Genomic DNA, 20,691 nt, shown 5'->3' on the forward strand with positions numbered 1-20,691 from the left:
TGGTGCCGGCGGTGGGACTCGAACCCACACGCCCTTTCGGACAAAGCATTTTGAGTGCTCCGCGTCTGCCATTCCGCCACGCCGGCCCGTGTCTCGCGACTTCGACTGTAGCGCAGACGGCGGACGCTTCCTCGCGTGCCCGCTGTCTTCAGCCGGTGGTGAGGACCTCTCCGTTAGGATGGAGGGGTGACCGAGCAAGAACAGGCTGAGCAGCCCACGGCATCCGCACCCCGACGCGTCGTCGTCGCCGAAGACGAATCGCTGATCCGTCTCGACATCGTCGAGATCCTCCGCGACAACGGCTTCGATGTCGTCGGCGAGGCCGGCGACGGCGAGACGGCGGTGGCCCTCGCCACCGAGCTGCGTCCCGACCTCGTCATCATGGACGTGAAGATGCCCCAGCTCGACGGCATCAGCGCCGCCGAGAAGCTGCACAAGGGCAACATCGCCCCCGTCGTGCTGCTGACCGCGTTCAGCCAGAAGGAGCTCGTGGAGCGGGCGAGCGAGGCCGGAGCCCTGGCCTACGTCGTGAAGCCCTTCACCCCGAACGACCTCCTTCCCGCGATCGAGATCGCTCTGGCCCGCCACGAGCAGATCATCACTCTCGAGGCCGAGGTCGCCGACATGGTCGAGCGCTTCGAGACCCGCAAGCTCGTCGACCGGGCCAAGGGGCTCCTCAACGAGAAGATGGGCCTGAGCGAGCCCGAGGCGTTCCGCTGGATCCAGAAGGCGTCGATGGATCGCCGGCTGACGATGCAGGACGTCGCCAAGGCGATCATCGAGCAGCTCGCTCCCAAGAAGTAAGGCACTCCGGTGCTCCGGCTGGACGCAGAGCACGTTCTGCGGCCGGTCCGTGCCGGGGACGGAGCCGCACTCGCGCGTGCGTACCGGGCGAACAGGGAGCATCTCGCCCCCTGGGAGCCGGTGCGCTCCGAGGCGTTCTTCACCGAGGAGTGGCAGGAGCAGAACGCCCAGCAGTGCGTCGCCGAAGCCGCGCTCGGCCGGAGCTCCCGGTTCGTGATCCTCTCGGACGACGGCGAGATCCGCGGCCGGATGAACCTGAACACCATCGTGCGCGGCGCGTTCTGGAGCGCTGATCTCGGCTACTGGATCGATTCCACCCGGCTGCGCCGCGGCCTCGCAGGTCGCGCGGTGGCCCTCATCGCGGAGCACGCGCGGGACGAGCTGCGGCTGCACCGGCTCCAGGCCTCGACGCTGCTGCACAACGTGGCCTCCCAGCGGGTGCTCGCCGCCAACGGCTTCGAGCGCATCGGCATCGCCCCGAAGTACCTGCGGATCGCGGGGGAGTGGCAGGACCACATCCTCTTCCAGCTGTTGCTGGAGGAGCCGCTCAGCGCCCGGCGGGAGCGTCCTTGATCATGTTGGTGATGCGGATCGTGGAGCAGCGCCGGCCCTGATCGTCGGTCACGACGATCTCGTGCACCGTGATGCTCCGGCCCAGGTGCACGGGCGTGCAGACCCCGGTGACCACGCCCGAGGTGGCCGACCGGGTGTGCGTGGCGTTGATGTCGACCCCGACCGCCAGGCGGCCCGCTCCCGCATGCAGATTGGCCGCCATCGAGCCGAGCGATTCGCCTAGCACGACGTAGGCGCCGCCGTGCATGAGACCGACCGGCTGGGTGTTGCCCTCCACCGGCATCGTCGCCACGCACCGGTCGACGCCGAACTCGACGAACTCCATGCCCATCTTCTCGGCCAGGGCTCCCATGCCGCGGGCGGCCGCCCACTCGAGTCCTTCGCTGGTGGCGAGCTCGCTCATGCATCCTCCTCTGCGGGTGTCCGTGCTCCTCGTTAGGCTGACAGGGTGACGGACTCCGCAAAGCCTACCCTCATGGTCGTCGACGGCCACTCGCTCGCCTACCGGGCCTTCTTCGCCCTCCCGGTGGACAACTTCACCACCAAGGACAACCAGCACACGAACGCCATCTACGGGTTCCTGTCCATGCTGGTCAACCTCATCAAGGCCGAGCAGCCCACCCACCTCGCGATCGCGTTCGACACCTCCCGCCACTCGTTCCGCACCGACGAGTACCCGGAGTACAAGGCCACCCGATCCGAGACGCCGCAGGAGTTCAAGGGCCAGATCCCGCTGCTGCAGGACTGCCTCGCCGCGATGTCGATCCCGGTGCTGACGCAGGAGGGCATCGAGGCCGACGACATCCTCGCCACCCTCTCCACCCAGGGCGCCGCCCAGGGCTACGACGTGCTCGTGGTCTCCGGAGACCGCGACACCATCCAGCTCGTCACCGACGACGTCACGCTGCTGTATCCGTCCGTGCAGGGTGTCTCACAGCTCAAGCGCTACGACCCGACGACGGTGCAGGAGCGCTACGGCGTCCGTCCCGAGCAGTACCCCGACATCGCCGCCCTCGTCGGTGAGACCAGCGACAACCTCCCCGGTGTGCCGAAGGTGGGGGAGAAGACGGCCGTCAAGTGGCTCACGCAGTTCGGCTCCCTCGACGAGCTGCTCGAGCGTGCCGGCGAGATCAAGGGCGTGGTCGGCGGCAACCTCCGCGATCACATCGACGACGTCCGCCGCAACCGCAAGCTCAACCGCCTGCTCACCGACGTGGAGCTGCCGGTGGCACCGGCCGATCTCGCGGTCGCCCCGATCGATGCCGAGGCCGTCCGCGACATCTTCGCCCGACTCGAGTTCCGCACGCTGCTGCCGCGGGTCTTCGAGGCCGTCGGTGCGGGCGAGGTGGCCGACGACCCGGCCTCCGTCGTCGAGATGCCGGCGCCGGCACAGGTGTCCGCCTCCGATCTGGCCACCTGGGCCGCGGCTCAGAGCGGAGATATCGCTCTCCGGGTCGTGGTGCAGTCCGGCGCCCCCGTGCGCGTCGGCGTCGCCACCGGGAGCGAGCTGCGCGAGCTCGACTGGTCGGAGGAGGCGGCCGCGGCGCTGCGCACGTGGCTGGAGTCCGACGCGCCGAAGGTGCTGCACGACGCCAAGCCGCAGGTGAAGGCGCTGCTCCGTCACGGGATCCGTCTCTGCGGGCTCGCCTACGACACGAGCCTCGCCGGCTGGCTGCTGCGTCCGAGCTTCCCCGACAAGACGCTGTCCGACCTCGTCCAGCGCTACCTGGGGGAGAAGCTCCCCGAGGCCGATCCGTCGCAGCTCGTGCCGGAGACCGAGGGTGCCACCCCGTCGCAGGAGGCGTGGTTCATCCTCCGCGTGGCCGAGGCCCTGCGGAACGATCTGCCCGAGCCTGTCGACGCCGTGCTCCGCGACATCGAGCTGCCGACGCTCCGCACCCTCGCCGACATGGAGCTCGCCGGCGTCGCCGTCTCGCACGAGGTTCTGTCGACGTTCTCGGCCGAGCTCGCGACACGCGCGGATGCGCTGGCCCAGGAGGCGTTCTCGGTCGTCGGCCGCGAGTTCAACCTCGGGTCGCCGAAGCAGCTCCAGGAGGTGCTGTTCGAAGACCTGCAGCTTCCGAAGACGCGCAAGACGAAGACCGGGTACTCGACCGATGCGGCCGTGCTCGCCGACCTCCAGGAGTCGCACCCGCACCCCTTCCTGAGCCTGCTGCTGCAGCACCGAGAGGCGACGAAGCTGCGTCAGATCATCGAGTCCCTCGACACTGCGATCCGCGAGGACCACCGGGTGCACACGACCTATGTGCAGACCGGCAGTCAGACCGGGCGCCTGTCCAGCACCGACCCGAACCTCCAGAACATCCCGGTCCGCACCGAGGAGTCACGGCGCATCCGCAGCGCCTTCGAGGTCGGCGAGGGGTACGAGACCCTGCTCACCGCCGACTACTCGCAGATCGAGATGCGGATCATGGCGCACCTCTCGGGTGATGAGGGGTTGATCGAGGCCTTCAACAGCGGTGAAGACCTGCACCGTTTCGTCGGCGCCCGCGTGTTCGGCGTCGATCCGTCCGAGGTCACGCCGGCGATGCGCACCAAGGTGAAGGCGATGTCGTACGGCCTCGTCTACGGGCTCTCCGCGTTCGGGCTGTCCAAGCAGCTGCGCATCGAGCAGTCGGAGGCCAAGCAGCTCATGGTGGAGTACTTCGCACGGTTCGGTGCGGTCCGCGACTACCTGCGGGCCTCGGTGATGAAGGCCAAGGAGGTCGGCTACACCGAGACGATCTTCGGACGTCGGCGGCCGTTCCCCGATCTCGCGAGTCCCAACCGCGTGCTGCGCGAGAACGCCGAGCGGGCCGCGCTCAACGCCCCGATCCAGGGCAGCGCGGCCGACATCATGAAGATCGCGCTGTTCCACATCCACGACGACCTCCACGCCGCGAAGCTGGAGTCGCGGGTGCTGCTGCAGATCCACGACGAACTCGTCGTCGAGGTCGCTGCGGGGGAGTGGGACGCGGTGGAGCAGATCGTCCGCACGCGGATGGGTGACGCCGCGCAGCTCTCCGTGCCGCTCGACGTGCAGGTCGGCCGCGGTCGGGACTGGAACGAAGCCGCGCACTGATCCCGGTGGCCGGAGGGGGCGGGGATTAGGCTGGAAGGCATGACTTCCGCACCCCGCACCCCCTCCGCCATCGACAGGGTCGCCGATGAATGGGTCGACACGATCGCCATGCTGGCGCCGACTCTCGGCACGTACATCGGCCGCTCCGAGGTCAACGACCGATTCGGTGACCTGAGTCCGGAAGGTCACGAGGAGATCGCCGCGGCGACGCGGGCCACACTGGACAAGCTGGCCGCGCTGGAGCCGGTCGACGCGATCGACGAGGTCACCAAGACCGACCTCAGCGCCGAGCTGCGCCTCGACCTCGAGTTGCACGACGCGAAGTGGCACCTGCGTGATCTGAACGTCATCGCATCCGCCGCGCAGGACGTCCGCTCCGCCTTCGACCTGATGCCCACCGCGACGGTCGAGGACTGGGAGGTCGTCTCCACCCGACTCTCCGCCGTGCCGGCAGCGCTGCGCGGGTACATCGAGACGCTCCGTCTGGGCATCGCCGAGGGCGTCACTCCCGCCCGCCGCCAGGTCGCGGAGGTCGCGACGCAGATCGACCGCTACATCGCCGACGACGGCTTCTTCGCGGCGTTCGTCGCGCACGCCGATCCCGAGGAAGGTCAGCTTCCCGCCTCGCTCGCCCGCACGCTGGCGGACAATTCCGCGGCTGCCCGGGTCGCCTACGGCGAGCTGCGGCGCTTCCTGGCCGAGGAGCTGGCCCCCGAAGCCGGTGAGACGGACGCCGTGGGGCGCGAGCTCTACGCCCTCAACTCCCGGCGTTTCCTCGGCGCGACCATCGACCTCGACGAGACCTACGAGTGGGGCCGGGAAGAGCTCGCCCGCATGGTGGCCGAGCAGACGGCGATCGCGAACGAGATCCTTCCCGGAGCCTCCGTCGAGGAGGCCGTCGCGCATCTGGAGTCGGACCCCGCCCGTAAGCTCGTCGGCACCGAGGCGCTCCAGCGGTGGATGCAGGAGACCAGCGATCGAGCGGTCGCCGAGCTGGGTGCCTCGCACTTCGACATCCCGGAGGCGATCCGCACGCTGGAGTGCATGATCGCGCCGACGCAGGAGGGCGGGATCTACTACACCGGTCCCACCGACGACTTCTCGCGCCCCGGTCGCATGTGGTGGTCGGTCCCCGAGGGCGTCACCGAGTTCGACACGTGGCGCGAGCTCACCACCGTGTACCACGAGGGTGTGCCGGGGCATCACCTGCAGATCGCCCAGGCCGTCTACAACCGCGCCGAGCTGAACTCGTGGCGACGACTGCTCGCCGGAACGTCCGGCCACGCGGAGGGCTGGGCGCTGTATGCGGAGCGACTGATGGAGCAGCTCGGTTACCTCGATGACCCGGCGGATCGTCTCGGCATGCTGGATGGGCAGCGGATGCGGGCGGCGCGCGTGGTCCTCGACATCGGCGTGCACCTCGGCAAGCCCCGACTCGAGGGCGAGGGCGTCTGGGATGCCGAGTACGCGCTCGACTTCCTCCGCCGCAACGTGAACATGTCGGACCAGTTCGTGCAGTTCGAGGTCAACCGGTACCTCGGCTGGCCGGGTCAGGCTCCGTCGTACAAGGTCGGTCAACGCATCTGGGAGCAGGTCCGCGACGCCGTGCAGCAGGCGGAGGGCGACGCGTTCAGCTTCAAGGGCTTCCACAAGCGCGCCCTCGATCTCGGCGGCGTCGGACTCGACACGCTGCGCAGCGCGCTGCTCCCTCGGTGACGGGAATGCCGGCCCGAGTCCGCGTGTTCCATTCACCTGAATAGGAAGGTGTGACATGGGCATCGAATTCGGGCTGGACACGTTCGGCGACATCACCCGGGATCAGGACGGCGAGCTGCTCAGCGGCGCGCAGACCATCCGGAACGTCGTCGCGCAGGCGGAGCTGGCCGACACCGTCGGCGTCGACTTCTTCGGGGTGGGGGAGCACCACCGGCGCGAGTTCGCGGTCTCGTCCCCGGAGATGGTGCTCGCGGCGATCGCGGCGCGCACCGAGCGCATCCGGCTGGGCACCGCCGTGACCGTGCTGTCCTCGGACGACCCGGTGCGTGTGTTCGAACGCTTCTCCACCCTCGACGCCCTGTCCGGCGGCCGGGCGGAGGTCGTCCTCGGGCGCGGTTCGTTCATCGAGTCCTTCCCGCTGTTCGGCTACGACCTGCGCGACTACGACCGGCTCTTCGAGGAGAAGCTCGAGCTGTTCGTCGAGCTCCTCAAGGAAGAGCCCGTCACGTGGTCCGGCTCGCTGCGGCCGTCTCTCGACAACGCGGACGTCTTCCCGAAGACCGAGAAGGGCCTGCGCACGTGGGTCGGCGTGGGTGGCAGCCCGGAGTCCGTCGTGCGTGTCGCGCGTCACGGTCTCGGCCTGATGCTGGCGATCATCGGCGGCCCGGCCGGGCGGTTCAAGCCGTTCGTCGACCTCTACCACCGCTCGGTCGCCTCCTTCGGGACGACCGCCCACCCGGTGGCCGTGCACTCACCCGGTCACATCGCGCCCACCGACGCGGAGGCGTGGGACGAGGCCTACCCGGGCTTCGAGGCGATGAACAACACCATCGGTCGCGAGCGAGGCTGGCCGCCTTACAGCCGCGCGCGCTTTCAGAACGACATCGGTCCGGAGGGCTCCCTCTATGCCGGTTCGCCGGAGCGCGTCGCGGCGAAGATCGCCGACACGATCACGACCCTCGGGCTCGGCCGCTTCGACCTCAAGTACGCGACCGGCACCCTGTCGCACGAGTCGATGATGCGCAGCATCGAGCTGTACGGCACCGAGGTGATCCCTCGGGTGCGGAAGCTCCTCGCCGACCGCGACTGAGCGGGCGTCATCTCGCGGCTCGGCGGGACGGGCGGCCCTACGATGAGAATCATGGCCGATACCGCCCTGCCGAGCCGCACCTCGCTCGCCGAGCGCCTCGACGTCCTCCCGTTCACCCGCTGGCACCTGCGCCTGCTCACGGGCTCCGGCGTCGGCTGGGCGCTCGACGCGATGGACGTCGGACTCATCTCCTTCATCATCGCGGCGCTCTCACAGCAGTGGGATCTCACGAAGGGGGAGGCCGGCTGGATCGCCTCGCTCGGCTTCGTCGGCATGGCGGTCGGCGCAACCCTCGGCGGTCTTCTCGCTGACCGCTTCGGCCGCCGGCAGGTGTTCGCCCTCACGCTGCTCATCTACGGCGTGGCCACCGGAGCGAGTGCGCTGGTCGGATCAGTGGCGGCGCTGCTCGTGCTGCGGTTCTTCGTCGGCCTCGGCCTGGGAGCGGAGCTGCCGGTCGCCTCGACCTACGTGAGCGAGTTCGCGCCCGCGCGCATCCGGGGACGGCTGATCGTCATCCTCGAAGCCTTCTGGGCTGTGGGCTGGACGGCGTCTGCCGTCATCGGGTTCTTCGTCATCCCCGCCTCTGAGGCAGGCTGGCGGTGGGCCTTCGCGCTCGGCGCGATCCCCGCGGTCTACGCCCTCGTCGTGCGGTGGGGTCTGCCCGAGTCGCCGCGCTGGCTGGCGTCCCGCGGACGAATCGCGGAAGCCGACCGCATCGTCGCCGCGTTCGAGGCCGATGCCGGTGTCGAGCACACCCCGCAGATCCGGAAGGAGCCGGCGTCGCGGGCGATCGCGATGACGGCGCGTGCCCGGCTCGCTGCGCTCTGGAGCGTCGAGTTCCGGATGCGGACCGCCTGCCTCTGGCTGGTGTGGCTTGCCGTCAACTTCGCCTACTACGGGGCGTTCATCTGGATCCCGAGCATCCTCGTCGACGCGGGATTCGACCTCGTCCGCTCGTTCGGCTTCACCCTCATCATCACGCTCGCGCAACTCCCGGGCTATGCCGTGGCCGCCTGGCTCATCGAAGTGTGGGGCCGCCGGGTCACGCTCTCGGTCTTCCTGCTGGGGGCGACCGCCTCGGCCGTCGTCTTCGGCACCGCCACGACGGTGCCGATGATCATCGGCGCAGGCATGGCCCTGTCGTTCTTCACCCTCGGTGCGTGGGGTGCGCTGTACGCGGTGACGCCGGAGATCTACCCGACCTCGCTGCGCGGCACGGGGGCCGGCTGGGCCGCCGGGGTGGGCCGCATCGCCTCCATCGTGGCGCCCCTCGCCGTTCCCGTCCTCCTCGGGGCCGGCGGCGCGCCCCTGCTGTTCGTCGTGTTCGCGGCCTGCTTCCTCGTCGCCGCCGCGGCGGCCTGGGGTCTCGTCGATCGGAGCGGAGCGGCGCTGGACGACCGGTGACGTCCGGGACCGGGAATAGGCTGGGCGCGTGGCTGATGTACGTTTCGTCGCGATAGGCGACTCCTTCACCGAAGGCGTGGGCGATGTGCTCCCCGATGGGCGCGAGCGCGGCTGGGCCGACATCGCCGCGCAGGGATGGGCGGATGCCGCGGGGCACCCCATCCAGTACGCGAACCTCGCGATCCGGGGGAAGCTGGCGTGGCCGATCGTCGAGGAGCAGCTCGAGCCCGCGTTGGCCCTGCGCCCCACGCACCTGTCGTTCAACGGCGGGGGCAACGACATGCTGCGGCCGCGGACGGACGTCGAGCACATCGCCGACGCGTTCAGCCGGGTGCTGCGGCGGTGCGATGAGGAGGGGGTGACGATGATCCTGCTCTCCGGTGCCAACCCCAGCGGGCAGCTTCCGATGGGATCGCTCGTGCAACGCCGCGGCGATCTGCTCTCCGAGGCGGTCCTGCGGCGCATCGAGGACCGGCCCGACGTCATCCGTGCCCTCAACTGGCCGGACACGGAGCTGTCGAAACCCGCGTACTGGTCGGAGGACCGGCTGCACATGAACGCGGCCGGCCACCACCGCGTCGCGGCCCGCGTGCTGCACGGGCTCGGCTTCGAGCCGCCGGCAGCCTGGTGGGCGCCGCTCGACCGCTGGACCGCAGGGCCCGGGGGCCTGGCGTACTACCGGGAGTTCGTCGGCCCGTGGGTGCGACGGCGCGTGACGAGGACCTCATCCGGGGACGGCCGCGCAGCGAAGTATCCGACCTGGGTCGAGCGGACCCCGGCATGAGCGGCGCCACGCCCCGCGGATGAGCGACATCGAACTCGTCCGTCTCCCCGCCGGGACTGTCACGCTGCACGACGCCCGGCGCCGCACCCGCCGGACCGTCGAAATCGAGCCGTTCTCCCTCGCCGCCTTCCCGGTGACGGAGGAACAGGTCACCGAAGTCCTGGGCACACCATCACGGCATCCTCGTCGCCCGGTCGCCGACGTGAGCTGGCTGCGGGCCATCCACTTCTGCAACGCCGCCTCGGAGTGGGAGGGACTCGATCCCGTGTACCACTTCGAGGGTGAGGACGTGGCCTGGGACACCACAGCGGACGGCTACCGCCTTCCGACCGAGGCCGAGTGGGAGTACGCCTGCCGAGCAGGCTCCACCGGGCCACACTATGCGCCGCTGGCCGAGGCCGCCTGGACCGCGGCCGATGGAGTGGGCACGCCGCAGGACGTGGGCGGAAAGCTCCCGAACCTGCACGGGCTCTTCGACACGCTCGGCAACGTGTGGGAATGGTGCTGGGATCTCCTCGACCCCGCGCGGTACGACGACTATCGGGTCTTTCGCGGCGGAGGATTCGCCGACGACGCCTGGAGCGTGCGCGCGTCCGTTCGCCGCGGGGGAGCGCCGCGCATGCACCATGAGGACGTCGGTTTCCGCGTTGCTCGGGGCGCCTTCGACACCGAGGATGAGGCGCAGGGCTGGTCGGCGGCCGCGGACCGGGAGCGGGCCTTCGTCGACGGCGGTCTGCCCTCGGGCTGGACCCCGCGCCGACGGTAGCCCGCGCCGGGCGGTTTTGGTCGCCCACTCTGCGCGGTGGGAGACTGAAGGGATGACCACGCCGTTCGCGCTCATCCTCAACCAGGGTCGCGTCGCCGACCGCACGGACGGAGCCCTCGTCGGGGCACGCCGCGTCGCCGACGCGCTGTCCGCGCTCCTGCAGCGGGAGCCCGTCGTGGTCGGTACCCCGGAGCCGGCTCGGATGGACGACTGGTCGGTCGCGCTGCCCGAAGCTGCGGAGACGCTCACGGGCCTGCGTGACGCGGTGCAGGAGGCGATCGCCGCGGATGCGACGCCGCTCCTCGTGACGAACACCTGTGCGGCGAGCCTCGGAACGCTGCCGAGTGTCGCCGAGCACCACCCCGACGCAGTGGTGCTGTGGATCGACGCGCACGGCGACTTCAACACGCCAGACACCACCGACTCCGGCTACCTCGGCGGCATGGTCCTCGCCGCCGCCTGCGGGCTGTGGGACAGCGGCCACGGGGCGGGCATCGACCCCAAGCAGGTCATCGTCGTGGGCGGTCGCGACATCGATCCCGCCGAGGGGGAGCTGCTCGCCGGTGCAGGAGTGACCGTCGTCAGCCCCGCGGAGAGCACCCCGGAGCGGCTCAGGGCGCTCATCGCCGGGCGACCGGTGTGGATCCATGTCGACTGGGACGTCTTGGAGCCCGGTTACATCCCTGCGGCCTATCGCGTCGGCGACGGTCTGCTGCCGCACCAGGTGGCCGCGCTGTTCGCCGCGATCCCGTCGGCGGACGTCCGCGGCGTGGAACTCGCCGAGTTCGAGGCGGGCGACGCGGAGGTGCCCGAGCGCGTCAGCGTCGAGTTGATCGTGGAGACCGTCCAGCACCTGCTGCGCTGACGGGCGCTCAGCGACGCCGGTCGGGCTCCAGCCCCATGCGGATCCGCGTCCGCTTGCGTTCGATCAGGATGAACACGACTCCGATGACCCAGAGCGGGATCAGGGTGAGGAACGCGACACGGAACGCGTCGAGCGTGTAGGTGTCCGGGGTGCCGGCGCCCTGGGCGTCGAGGAGGAGACCGATCACGAACACGGCGATCAGGGCAGCGATGAAGCCGCCCGCGTTCGTCACGCCGGTGGCCGTGCTGAGGCGATGCACGGGGTTGTGCGTGCGGGCGTGGTCGAAGGCGATCATCGACGCGGGGCCGCCGGTCGCCAGAGCGACCGCCAGGACCCAGAGCAGCCAGTCCGGGGCGGGGCCGGGGAGGGCGATGACCGCGATCCAGGCCGCCATCTGCACGCCGACCGCGGGGAGGACGAGGGCGAGCGAGCGGTGGTTCGGCAGGCGGCGGGAGAGATCGCCGATGATCGGGCCGAGGATCATGCCCGCGACCACGTAGATCGAGATGATCCCCGCCGCGTGGGCGGTGGTCAGGCCCTCGCCGGCCGTGAGGAACGGCATGCCCCACAGCAGCACGAACACCGTGCCGGCGAACGGTGTGGTGAAGTGCGACCAGAACGCGAGCCGTGTGCCGGGATGTGCCCAGGCCGCCCGGATGCCGACGCCCGTGTCGATCGCCGACGTCACGACACGCACGACTCCGGTGTCCGTGTTCACCGAGACGTCCGGACCGCTCTCGGCGGGGTTGTTGCGCACGATGAGCCACACGAGGATCGTGAAGAGCAGGCCGAGACCGGCGATGCTGCCGAACGTGATCGACCAGGTGGTGGCGTGCAGCAGGGCGGCGACCGGCACCAGCGCGATCAGCTGCCCCGCCTGCCCGATGATCCCGGTGAACTGGACCATGACGGGGCCGCGCTGCGCGGGGAACCATGTGGCCACCAGTCGCAGCACGGCGGGGAACACGGCGGCGTCGCCGGCTCCGAGGAGGACACGCGCGACGATCGCGATGCCGATGCTGGGGGAGAGGGCCATGGTGAGCTGTCCGGCCGCCATGAGCAGCATCCCCGCCGTGATGATCGGACGGGATCCGTAGCGATCGAGGAGGACGCCGACCGGAATCTGCATCCCGCCGTACACCGCGAGCTGCACGACGGCGAACAGTGCGAGCGTCGAGGCGTCCGCCTGGAAGCGGTCGGCGGCCTCGACACCGACGGCACCCAGCGATGTGCGGTTCGTGATGGCGAGCACGTAGGCCGCGACGCCGACGGACCAGATCGCCCAGGCCCGCCACCCCGGCGTGGAGACGGGGGAGTGGGAGACCTGAGGCACCCTTCCACGCTACTCCTGCGTGGAGCGCGGGCACGCACAGCGGTTGGAGCGAACTTTTCGCGGAATCGTCGCCCTCACGCGGGTGCGGCGAACCGGACGATCTCCTCGGCCACGGCCTGTGGCATGGAAATGTACGGTGAGTGGCTCGCCGACAGTGTGCGCGAGTCGCTGGCGGCCGGATCCTACAGGAGCCGTATGCGTTCCCCGGTGGCCGGCGCCTCCACTTCGCCGACCCGCGCGGCAACGAGCTCGGCGTCTGGTCCTCCCACTAGGCGCTGCAGATCATAGCGCGGGGGCGGAGGAGTGCCAGACTGCGAGGATGAGTCACGTGCCCCGCATCCCGGAGATGGACACCTCGCGCCTCCGCCTGCGCAGGCAGGCGATCGAGGACGCGCCCGTGTTCCGCCACCTGTGGACCGAACGCGACGAACGAGTCCCCCCGCACCGGCGGCTCGACCCGGACGGTCGCCCCGACGTGGACGACATCCGAGCGCATATCCGCGATGCCGAGGAGTCGTCGCTGCTCACCGTGGAACGCATCGACACCGGGGATCCGATCGGGTACTGCGGTCTCGTCTACGGCGGCGAGGGGGTGGGCACCGAACCAGAGCTCGCGTTCGAGCTGCTGCGCGCCGAGCACAACCGGGGGTACGCCACCGAAGCTGCTCAAGCCGTCCTGACATGGGCAGACGGGTCGGGCTTCGACCGCGTCTGGGCCGGCGTCTGGGAATGGAACCTCCCGTCCCGGCGGGTGCTCGAGAAGCTCGGCTTCGTCGAGTCCGGACGGGAACGCCCGTCCTCCGCCCACGGTCGAAACATCCTGACCGTCAGGACGCGAACTGCCGTTCCCCGCATCGTCAGCGGCGAGATCACCCTGCGCCCGTTCGAACCAGACGATCTCGATGCGGTGATCGAGGCCTCCACGGACCCTTCGATCACTTCGGTCACGAGCGTGCCCGTCGCCCCGGGTAGGGCGGAGGCCGCCGCATGGGTCACACGTCAGCACCAGCGTCTGCTGTCGGCCGAGGGGTATTCCTACGCGATCGAGCGCCAGGGGGAGTGCGTGGGCCAGATCGGTCTGTGGCTCCGTGACATCGAGCAGGGGCGGGGAACGGTCGGGTACTGGATACGGCCAGGTCGTCGGGGGCGCGGAACTGCATCCATGGCTCTTCGCGTCCTGTCGGAGTGGGCGTGGACGATCGAGGATATACAGAGGCTGCAGGCTCACGTCGAGCCGGGGAACGAAGCGTCGTGTCGGACTATCGAGCACGCGGGCTTCGTCCGCGAAGGGCTGCTCCGCTCCTGGCAGACCATCGCCGGAAGCCGTCGCGACATGTTCGTCTATGCTCTGGTCCGGCCGGACGCTCCGGGCACCCTTTCCGTATGACGCGGATGCCGTCATTCAGGTGATGGTGACCGGCGCGACGCGCAGACGTTGCTCGCGGATGCCCAGGACGAGGGCGACGATGCCGAGGAAGACGGTGCCGATTGCGGGCCCGTCCAGGACGAGATGACCGGCGATCCTCGATATCGCTGTGCCGAAGGGCGCCGACGAGGAAACGGTGATTCCGACGACGAACGCGAGGGGCGTCCAGAAGACGACCCACAGCGGGGCCCAGCGCCAGGGCGAGGGGAGGACCCCCGCGCGTCCGATTCCGACAGCGGCGATGATCGCCAACGCGGCCAAACTCCCGTAGTACAGCGCGGCAGCAAGCACCCAGGCGTCTTCGCGCGCGTTGGGGTCGCCGGGCGACTCCGGGACGAGGCCGAACCAGAGGGACTGGGCGAACGGCGTGACAGCCAGCGCGAGGGTCGCGACGGTGCTCACGGGCCGCCGAGCAGTGACGCTACCCGCACGACCGACACCGATCACGAACAGAACGGCCGCCGATGCGAACACGGCATCCTTCGCGATCGCAAAGCCGGCGAGCTCCCCGCGGGCTGTGAACCAGATGACGACCGAGAGGAGGAGCAGGATTCCGCCGGTGACCCATGTGAGCCGACGCGCTCGACTATCAGCAGTTGCGTTCACGGCCCCATCGCTCACGCAATCACCCTAGTCGTCGTTGGATCTTCGAGCATCCCGCAGTGAGCACCCCGTCGGGAAGCCGCACCTCGTAGGATCACAATATGACCTCCCCTCGCCGTGTCCCTGCAGACCTGCGGAAACGCGGGGGCTTTCGAGGAGCGGATGAATCGACCGCCTCGCTCATCCTCGGCCAGTTCTTCATCGGTGGCTTTTTCCTGTTCATCGTGGCTTTCTTCCTCGCACTCGGTGCTGCGGAAGAGTACGACGGGGTGACGTCCTTCATCGGGGCGAGCATCATGGCCGTCGTGCTGTCCGTCGTGTCGATGATCACCGCCCTGGTGGTCGGCCTGCCCCTTCGCCTCGTCTCGGCGCTGCGCGCGCGGTGGCTCGCCCATGGCGAGATCACCGTCCTCGGGGTCGTCGTCGGACTCGGCGCCTGCATCGTGTCGGTCGTGCTGGCGGGCGGAAGCGGGGGAGCGGCGTCCCCATGGTGGGCGTTCGTCATCTCGTGGACGGTCCTCGCCTTCTCGGTCGCGCATTTCGTCTGGCCAGGGCGACGCCGGCCGCGAGAGTCCCGAGCACCCCGAGACGACGACCAGGCCGCGTGAGCACACGCGGGGAGGGTCAGCATCCGGAGGACCCGGGAGCACGGGACGCCGATGAGCACGTCCCGACGCAGACGCGGCGGGGATTCCTCATCGCTGCCGGAACCGGCGTCGCGGTGACCGGCGTCGGCATCTGGCTCTCCGCGAACTCCGGGGGAGAGGCAGACGACACCGGACGCCGCCCGGACAATCCCCGAGGGTTGCCCGAGTATGAGCCGGTCTACGACCGCGCGGTCACGGGTCTCGAGGTACCGCTCGGTTTCGAGGACTGTGCCGATCCCACGGTTCGCGCCGACCGCAGCATCGCGGGGAGTGATCGCCGAACCGTGAGCCCTGTCATCGACCGCTTCATCATCCACCACACCGGCACGACTTCCGACCAGTTGGAGTTCTTCTCCCGCTGCAACCGGAGATCATCGGCTCCCACCTTCTATCTGCGACACGACGGATCGGTCATCGAGACCATCCGCCCGGGAGCGAAGCCGTCGTCCACCGGCGCGGACTGGAACTGGCGGTCCGTGGCGGTGGAGACGCTGGATTTCACCGGAGCCCCGGAGTACACGGTGACCACCGCGCAGGTGGAGGAGATCGCGTGGCTCGCAGGCTTCGACGGCCGGACCCTGGACGGCGTTCCGGTGCGCTTCCGGATCGACCGAGAGCACGTCATCACCCACCAGGAGACATGGTCGGGAACGGAGTGTCCCGGTCCGTTCCTCCAATCGCGAGTGGATGACATCGTGGCGCGGGCGCAGGAGATCAGGAGGGAGCCAGAGTGACGGCAGGGGAGCGGGCTAGTTGTAGTTGAAGCACCGACTCGAGTCCGGCGTCGACTCCGGCTCACCCTTGTAGAGGATGAACCAGTTTGCCGCCGTCGCCTCGTCGACGTGCACATCCAGGAGCATGCAGGTATAGAGGACGCTGTCTTCGCTTCGGAAACCGGCGTAGATCCAGGTCGTCCCGCACGGTGAATCCGGATCCGTGGCCAGCGTGATCTCATTCAGAGCGCCGCCTGAGCCCTCTTCCCAGGTCCCGGAGAAGTCAACGGCATCTGCCCCGCGCAGCTCCGCCGCGGTGCGTGGCGGACTCCCACCGCACCCCACATCACGTGGCCACGCAGTCGCCTGGAAGGTACCGTCCTCAGCGAGCTCGAGCGTCGTCGGCAGGTCGCTTCCCGCCCGCCATGTCCCGTACGCATCGGCCTCCGTCAGGCTGTAGTCCGACGTCCCGCACGCCGCCAACGAGAGCACGAATGCGGCCAAGAACGCGAGCGCACCGACGCGGCCGCGATTCCGAGGGGATGGACGAGTGGGCACAGGCCCATCATGCAGCATCCACCCGTGTCACCGCGGCCGGCGACTCAGGAGAGGGCCACTTTCCTCAAGCTGACATAATGTGCATTATCGGATAATCCATATCCGGGATCTGGCAGGACGAGACAGGGTGGGAAAGCCGCCACCGCGGCCCTCGATCATGCGTTGACGTACGCCGCGAGATGCTCACCCGTCAACGTCGACCCGTCAGCGACGGGCTCGGACGGCGTTCCCAGGACACGCGGGCCTCGGACACCGGAAGGTCGAGCACCTCGGTGATGTCCTTGCCGCCGAGCTTGGGCTCAGCCGCTCAGCTCGAATCCGCTTCTGTGGTCGAGAGGTCACGACCAGACGCTTCTCGGAACGCGCGAGCGATAACCCACGCAGCACGAGCTGCGCGGCCGACGCCACCGTATGTCATACGAGAGGCGCCGCAGTGAACGGCGCTCGATCCGCGAACTGGAACGCGCGTCCGAAGAGCGTGGAGCCACTCGTGGGAGAGCCGGGATCTCGGGGCACCACGCCTGTAGCGGCCCAGAGCATTACGCGCAGCCACTGCGCGCCTCCATAGACTCGAAAGTTACCGACGCGTTCAGCCGTGTGGTCAGCGCGCTCCAGCACGACGTGGATGCGTGACAACTCCTCGATCTCGTGGGAGTACACGGTCCACTCTTCGTTGGCTTCTCCGTACTCGAGCGGGTCGAACTCTGAGGATGAGTCCGAGGCGAAGTTCTCGAGTTCTTCGGAGCTCGCACGCTGACGCAGCAGCTGCGGTGCGCGCAGCGTGAAGGCGACGATCGCGAGTTCGGGATCCACGAACTCATCGATCAGATCCTCGCCGTACCGATCAAGATCCAGTGGCGTAGCGCCTAGTGAGGTGAGGAAGGAGGCTACATCGTCCACCAGAGGCATGGCGGGCACGTTGTAGTGTTCGCGCGCTGACTCCAGAAGCTGGTCGTAGGTCGTCATGTGTTCTCCAGCAGTGCTTGGGTCGGCGCCTGAGTTCTTTCGAGAGAGGATGGAGATTCCGCCACCGCGGCCCTCGATCATGCGTTGACGTACGCCGCGAGATGCTCACCCGTCAGCGTCGACCCGTCTGCGACGAGCTCGGCGGGCGTTCCCTCGAACACGATGCGACCGCCGTCGTGGCCGGCTCCCGGTCCGACGTCGATGATCCAGTCGGCGTGTGCCATGACGGCCTGATGATGCTCGATCACGACCACCGTCTTGCCAGCATCGACAAGTCGATCCAGCAGACCGAGGATCGTGTCGACGTCGGCGAGATGCAGGCCGGTCGTCGGCTCGTCCAACACGTAGACGTCGCCCTTCTCGCCCATCTGGATCGCGAGCTTGATGCGCTGGCGCTCACCGCCCGACAGGGTCGACAACGGCTGTCCGAGCGACAGGTAGCCGAGCCCCACGTCTTCCAGGCGTCCGAGGATGGCAGCCGCGGCCGGGAGTTTGGTCTCGCCCTCGCTGAAGAACACACGGGCCTCGGAGACCGGAAGGTCGAGCACCTCGGTGATGTCCTTGCCGCCGAGCTTGTACTCCAGCACCGCCGCCTGGAAGCGCTTACCACCGCAGTCCTCGCACGGAGTTTCGATGGTGTCCATGAACCCGAGCTCGGTGATGATGACACCGGCACCCTTGCAGGTGGGACAGGCGCCCTCGGAATTCGCGCTGAACAGGGCGGGCTTCACTCCGTTCGCCTTCGCGAAGGCTTTGCGGATGGGTTCGAGCAGCCCCGTGTAGGTCGCGGGGTTGCTGCGACGCGAGCCCTTGATGGCGGACTGGTCGATCGCCACCACGCCCTCGCGTCCGGTCACCGAACCGTGGATGAGCGAGCTCTTTCCGGAGCCCGCGACGCCGGTGACCACGGTCAGGACACCGGTCGGGATGTCGACGTCCACGTTCTGGAGGTTGTTCGTGGAGGCGCCACGGACTTCGATCGCGCCGGTGCGATCGCGCACGGCGCCCTTGAGCTGCGCGCGGTCGTCGAGGTGCTGCCCCGTCAGCGTTCCACTGGCCGTGAGGCCTTCGACGCTCCCCTGATAGCAGATCTCTCCCCCGGCGCTTCCGGCACCCGGCCCCAGATCCACGACATGATCGCCGATCGCGATGGTCTCCGGCTTGTGCTCGACGACGAGCACCGTGTTCCCCTTGTCGCGGAGTCGGAGCAGCAGGCCATTCATCCGCTGGATGTCGTGCGGGTGCAACCCGATCGTCGGCTCGTCGAACACGTACGTGACGTCGGTCAGCGAGGAGCCGAGGTGCCGCAGCATCTTGATCCGCTGCGCCTCTCCCCCGGACAGCGTTCCCGATGGCCGGTCCAGGCTCAGATACCCCAGGCCGAGGGTCACGAAGGCGTCGAGGTTGGCGCTCAGCGCCTGGAGCAGGGGCCCCGCACCGGGGAGGTCGAGACCTTTGACCCACGCGGCGAGGTCCGTCACCTGCATGCGGCAGGCATCGGCGATGCTCACACCGTCGATCTTGGACGATCGTGCGCCTTCGGTGAGGCGCGTGCCGTCGCACTCCGGGCACACCGCGAAGGTGGCCACCCGCTCGACGAAGGCGCGGATGTGCGGCTGCAGCGCGTCGAGGTCTTTGGAGAGCATGGACTTCGTGATCTTCGGGATCAGGCCCTCGTAGGTCATGTTGATACCGGAGATCTTGACCTTCGTCACCTCGCCGTAGAGGAACAGGTGGCGCTGCTTGTCGGTGAACGAGGCGATGGGCTTGTCCGGCGGGTAGAACCCGGACTGCGAGAACCCCTTCACCATCCAGCCGTCGGCGGTGTATCCGGGCACCATGATCGCGCCCTCGTCGAGGGACTTCGACTCATCGACGATCTGCGAGAGGTCGAGATCGGACACCACTCCCCTGCCCTCACATCGCGGGCACATGCCGCCGAGGTAGATCGCGTCCTTCACGATCTTCTTCTCCCCGCCCGGCCCGGTCATCACGCCGCTGGCCTTCTGCGTCGGGATGTTGAACGAGAACGCCGTCGGCCCGCCGATGTAGGGCTGTCCGAGCTTGCTGAACAGGATGCGGAGCATCGCATTGGCATCCGTCACCGTGCCGACGGTGGACCGCGGATTCGCGCCGAGGCGCTCCTGGTCCACGATGATCGCCGTGGTGAGGCCTTCCAGCACGTCGACGTCGGGTCGAGGGACGGACGGCATGAAGCCCTGCACGAAGGCGCTGTACGTCTCGTCGATCATCCGGCGCGATTCGGCGGCGATCGTGTCGAAGACGAGAGAGCTCTTCCCGGAACCCGAGACCCCGGTGAACACCGTGAGGCGTCGCTTCGGGATGTCGACGCTCACGTCCTTGAGGTTGTTCTCGCGCGCGCCCTGCACACGGATGAGATCGTGGGTGTCCGCGGGGTGCTCGGCAGCGGTCATGCGGCGTCCTTCGTGGTGGTGGGGCCGTCAGGCGGCCTGGTTGATGCGGAGCAGGTTGCCCGCGGGGTCGCGGAACGCGCAGTCGCGCACACCGTAGGGCTGATCCATGGGTTCCTGGACCACGTCCGCCCCCTCCGCGACCAGACGGTCGAACAGGGCGTCCAGGTCGTCGCTCGCGAGTGTCAGAGCGCCATAGCTGCCCTTCGCGATGAGCTCCAGGATCGTCTGCCGTTCGGCGTCGGTGATGCCGGGGTCGGTGGCCGGCGGGTGGAGCACGATCGAGGTCTCCGGCTGGCCTGCGGGGCCGACCGTGAGCCAGCGGAGACCGTTATAGCCGACGTCGTTGCGCACCTCGAAGCCGAGGGCGTCGCGGTAGAAGCCGAGCGCCGCTTCGGCGTCGGTGTGCGGGAGGAAGGCGTAGTGGATGCTGATGTTCATGATGCTCACGTTAGGTGCGCCTCGGGGCGCGGCGCTTCTCGATTCCTGATCGGTCGGGTGACCTGCTTCGCCTGGAACGAGGGGATGCCCTCGACGTTCGCGGCGCGTTCACGGTACACGCTGGGTGGGACACCGACCAGCTCCGAGAACCGGGTGCTGAACGTTCCCAGCGAGGAGCAGCCCACGGCGAAGCACACCTCGGTGACGCTGAGGTCGCCGCGACGCAGCAGCGCCATGGCGCGTTCGATGCGGCGGGTCATGAGATAGGAGTACGGGGATTCGCCGTAGGTCTCGCGGAACCGCCGACTGAGGTGGCCGGCGGACATGTGCACGCCCCGCGCCAGGGCCTCGACGTCCAGGGGCTTCGCGTACTCCCGATCGATGCGGTCGCGAACCTTCCGCATCACGACCAGCTCCCGCAGTCGAGCGTCATCCACCGGTGTCACGTGATGATCCTGCCATGACGCCGGAAGACGGGGAATGACCAT

General features: G+C 68.8%; 20 protein-coding genes and 1 tRNA gene. 12 read left to right on the top strand and 9 right to left on the bottom strand.

Annotated features, from left to right (window positions below):
• Positions 1-86 (bottom strand) — tRNA-Leu (locus AB0N68_RS11090).
• A gap of 100 nt (positions 87-186) precedes the next feature.
• On the opposite strand from AB0N68_RS11090, the gene AB0N68_RS11095 reads away from it, so the two are divergent.
• A complete protein-coding gene (locus AB0N68_RS11095; RefSeq protein WP_025103469.1) occupies positions 187-804 on the top strand; it encodes an ANTAR domain-containing response regulator in 618 nt (205 codons plus the stop codon).
• Between the two features lie 9 nt (positions 805-813).
• The gene (locus tag AB0N68_RS11100) at positions 814-1,377 is read left to right on the top strand and encodes a GNAT family N-acetyltransferase (protein WP_187661486.1); all 564 of its coding nucleotides are present in this window, start codon (positions 814-816) and stop codon (positions 1,375-1,377) included.
• Here the strand turns inward: AB0N68_RS11100 and AB0N68_RS11105 are convergent.
• Positions 1,352-1,780, bottom strand: a complete 429-nt coding sequence (locus tag AB0N68_RS11105; RefSeq protein WP_280565471.1) for a hotdog fold thioesterase — start codon at positions 1,778-1,780, stop codon at positions 1,352-1,354. The two genes, AB0N68_RS11100 and AB0N68_RS11105, sit on opposite strands and share 26 nt — an antisense overlap.
• A 45-nt stretch (positions 1,781-1,825) precedes the next feature.
• Here AB0N68_RS11105 and polA point away from each other — a divergent pair, with 45 nt between their 5' ends.
• Genes polA through AB0N68_RS11140 form a run of 7 tightly spaced genes read left to right on the top strand, consistent with a single transcriptional unit; the run spans position 1,826 to position 11,084 of the window.
• Positions 1,826-4,459, top strand: a complete 2,634-nt coding sequence (polA, locus tag AB0N68_RS11110; RefSeq protein WP_280565469.1) for a DNA polymerase I — start codon at positions 1,826-1,828, stop codon at positions 4,457-4,459.
• Between the two features lie 39 nt (positions 4,460-4,498).
• Positions 4,499-6,175, top strand: coding sequence for a DUF885 domain-containing protein (locus tag AB0N68_RS11115; RefSeq protein WP_280565467.1), 1,677 nt, complete (start codon positions 4,499-4,501; stop codon positions 6,173-6,175).
• A gap of 55 nt (positions 6,176-6,230) precedes the next feature.
• On the top strand, positions 6,231-7,265 hold the full coding sequence (locus AB0N68_RS11120; RefSeq protein WP_187661483.1) for an LLM class flavin-dependent oxidoreductase: 1,035 nt from the start codon (positions 6,231-6,233) through the stop codon (positions 7,263-7,265).
• A gap of 51 nt (positions 7,266-7,316) precedes the next feature.
• Complete coding sequence (locus tag AB0N68_RS11125) at positions 7,317-8,669, top strand: MFS transporter (RefSeq protein WP_313366728.1); 1,353 nt, start codon at positions 7,317-7,319, stop codon at positions 8,667-8,669.
• Positions 8,670-8,697: 28 nt separating this feature from the next.
• Entirely contained in the window at positions 8,698-9,453 is a 756-nt protein-coding gene (locus AB0N68_RS11130; RefSeq protein ID WP_101845740.1) for an SGNH/GDSL hydrolase family protein, read from the top strand.
• Between the two features lie 19 nt (positions 9,454-9,472).
• Positions 9,473-10,219: a formylglycine-generating enzyme family protein gene (locus AB0N68_RS11135; protein ID WP_280565465.1), complete on the top strand. Its 747-nt coding sequence runs from the start codon at positions 9,473-9,475 to the stop codon at positions 10,217-10,219.
• A gap of 52 nt (positions 10,220-10,271) precedes the next feature.
• Complete coding sequence (locus tag AB0N68_RS11140; RefSeq protein ID WP_280565464.1) at positions 10,272-11,084, top strand: arginase family protein; 813 nt, start codon at positions 10,272-10,274, stop codon at positions 11,082-11,084.
• Positions 11,085-11,091: 7 nt separating this feature from the next.
• On the opposite strand, the gene AB0N68_RS11145 is transcribed toward AB0N68_RS11140, so the two are convergent.
• The gene (locus AB0N68_RS11145) at positions 11,092-12,417 is read right to left on the bottom strand and encodes an MFS transporter (RefSeq protein ID WP_187661479.1); all 1,326 of its coding nucleotides are present in this window, start codon (positions 12,415-12,417) and stop codon (positions 11,092-11,094) included.
• 319 nt (positions 12,418-12,736) lie between these two features.
• Here AB0N68_RS11145 and AB0N68_RS11150 point away from each other — a divergent pair, with 319 nt between their 5' ends.
• On the top strand, positions 12,737-13,804 hold the full coding sequence (locus AB0N68_RS11150; RefSeq protein WP_280565463.1) for a GNAT family N-acetyltransferase: 1,068 nt from the start codon (positions 12,737-12,739) through the stop codon (positions 13,802-13,804).
• Positions 13,805-13,819: 15 nt separating this feature from the next.
• On the opposite strand, the gene AB0N68_RS11155 is transcribed toward AB0N68_RS11150, so the two are convergent.
• Entirely contained in the window at positions 13,820-14,464 is a 645-nt protein-coding gene (locus tag AB0N68_RS11155; RefSeq protein ID WP_280565461.1) for a hypothetical protein, read from the bottom strand.
• Between the two features lie 83 nt (positions 14,465-14,547).
• On the opposite strand from AB0N68_RS11155, the gene AB0N68_RS11160 reads away from it, so the two are divergent.
• A complete protein-coding gene (locus tag AB0N68_RS11160) occupies positions 14,548-15,054 on the top strand; it encodes a hypothetical protein (protein ID WP_280565459.1) in 507 nt (168 codons plus the stop codon).
• Positions 15,051-15,827 (top strand): peptidoglycan recognition protein family protein, encoded by a 777-nt coding sequence (locus tag AB0N68_RS11165; protein WP_280565457.1) that lies wholly within the window; start codon positions 15,051-15,053, stop codon positions 15,825-15,827. The genes AB0N68_RS11160 and AB0N68_RS11165 overlap by 4 nt, the downstream gene beginning before the upstream one ends.
• A 15-nt stretch (positions 15,828-15,842) precedes the next feature.
• On the opposite strand, the gene AB0N68_RS11170 is transcribed toward AB0N68_RS11165, so the two are convergent.
• From AB0N68_RS11170 to AB0N68_RS11190, 5 genes are all read right to left on the bottom strand, one after another.
• Positions 15,843-16,310, bottom strand: a complete 468-nt coding sequence (locus AB0N68_RS11170) for a hypothetical protein (protein ID WP_268776316.1) — start codon at positions 16,308-16,310, stop codon at positions 15,843-15,845.
• A gap of 468 nt (positions 16,311-16,778) precedes the next feature.
• Positions 16,779-17,330, bottom strand: a complete 552-nt coding sequence (locus AB0N68_RS11175; RefSeq protein ID WP_280565455.1) for a hypothetical protein — start codon at positions 17,328-17,330, stop codon at positions 16,779-16,781.
• Between the two features lie 77 nt (positions 17,331-17,407).
• Positions 17,408-19,765, bottom strand: coding sequence for an ATP-binding cassette domain-containing protein (locus AB0N68_RS11180; RefSeq protein ID WP_292795147.1), 2,358 nt, complete (start codon positions 19,763-19,765; stop codon positions 17,408-17,410).
• 27 nt (positions 19,766-19,792) lie between these two features.
• Positions 19,793-20,203 carry a VOC family protein gene (locus tag AB0N68_RS11185; protein ID WP_292795149.1) on the bottom strand — a complete coding sequence of 137 codons (411 nt, stop codon included), beginning with the start codon at positions 20,201-20,203 and terminating at the stop codon, positions 19,793-19,795.
• 5 nt (positions 20,204-20,208) lie between these two features.
• Complete coding sequence (locus AB0N68_RS11190) at positions 20,209-20,607, bottom strand: helix-turn-helix transcriptional regulator (protein ID WP_259954888.1); 399 nt, start codon at positions 20,605-20,607, stop codon at positions 20,209-20,211.
• Positions 20,608-20,691 lie beyond the last annotated feature (84 nt).

The organism is Microbacterium meiriae (genome assembly GCF_040685015.1).
Classification (GTDB): Bacteria; Actinomycetota; Actinomycetes; order Actinomycetales; family Microbacteriaceae; genus Microbacterium; species Microbacterium meiriae.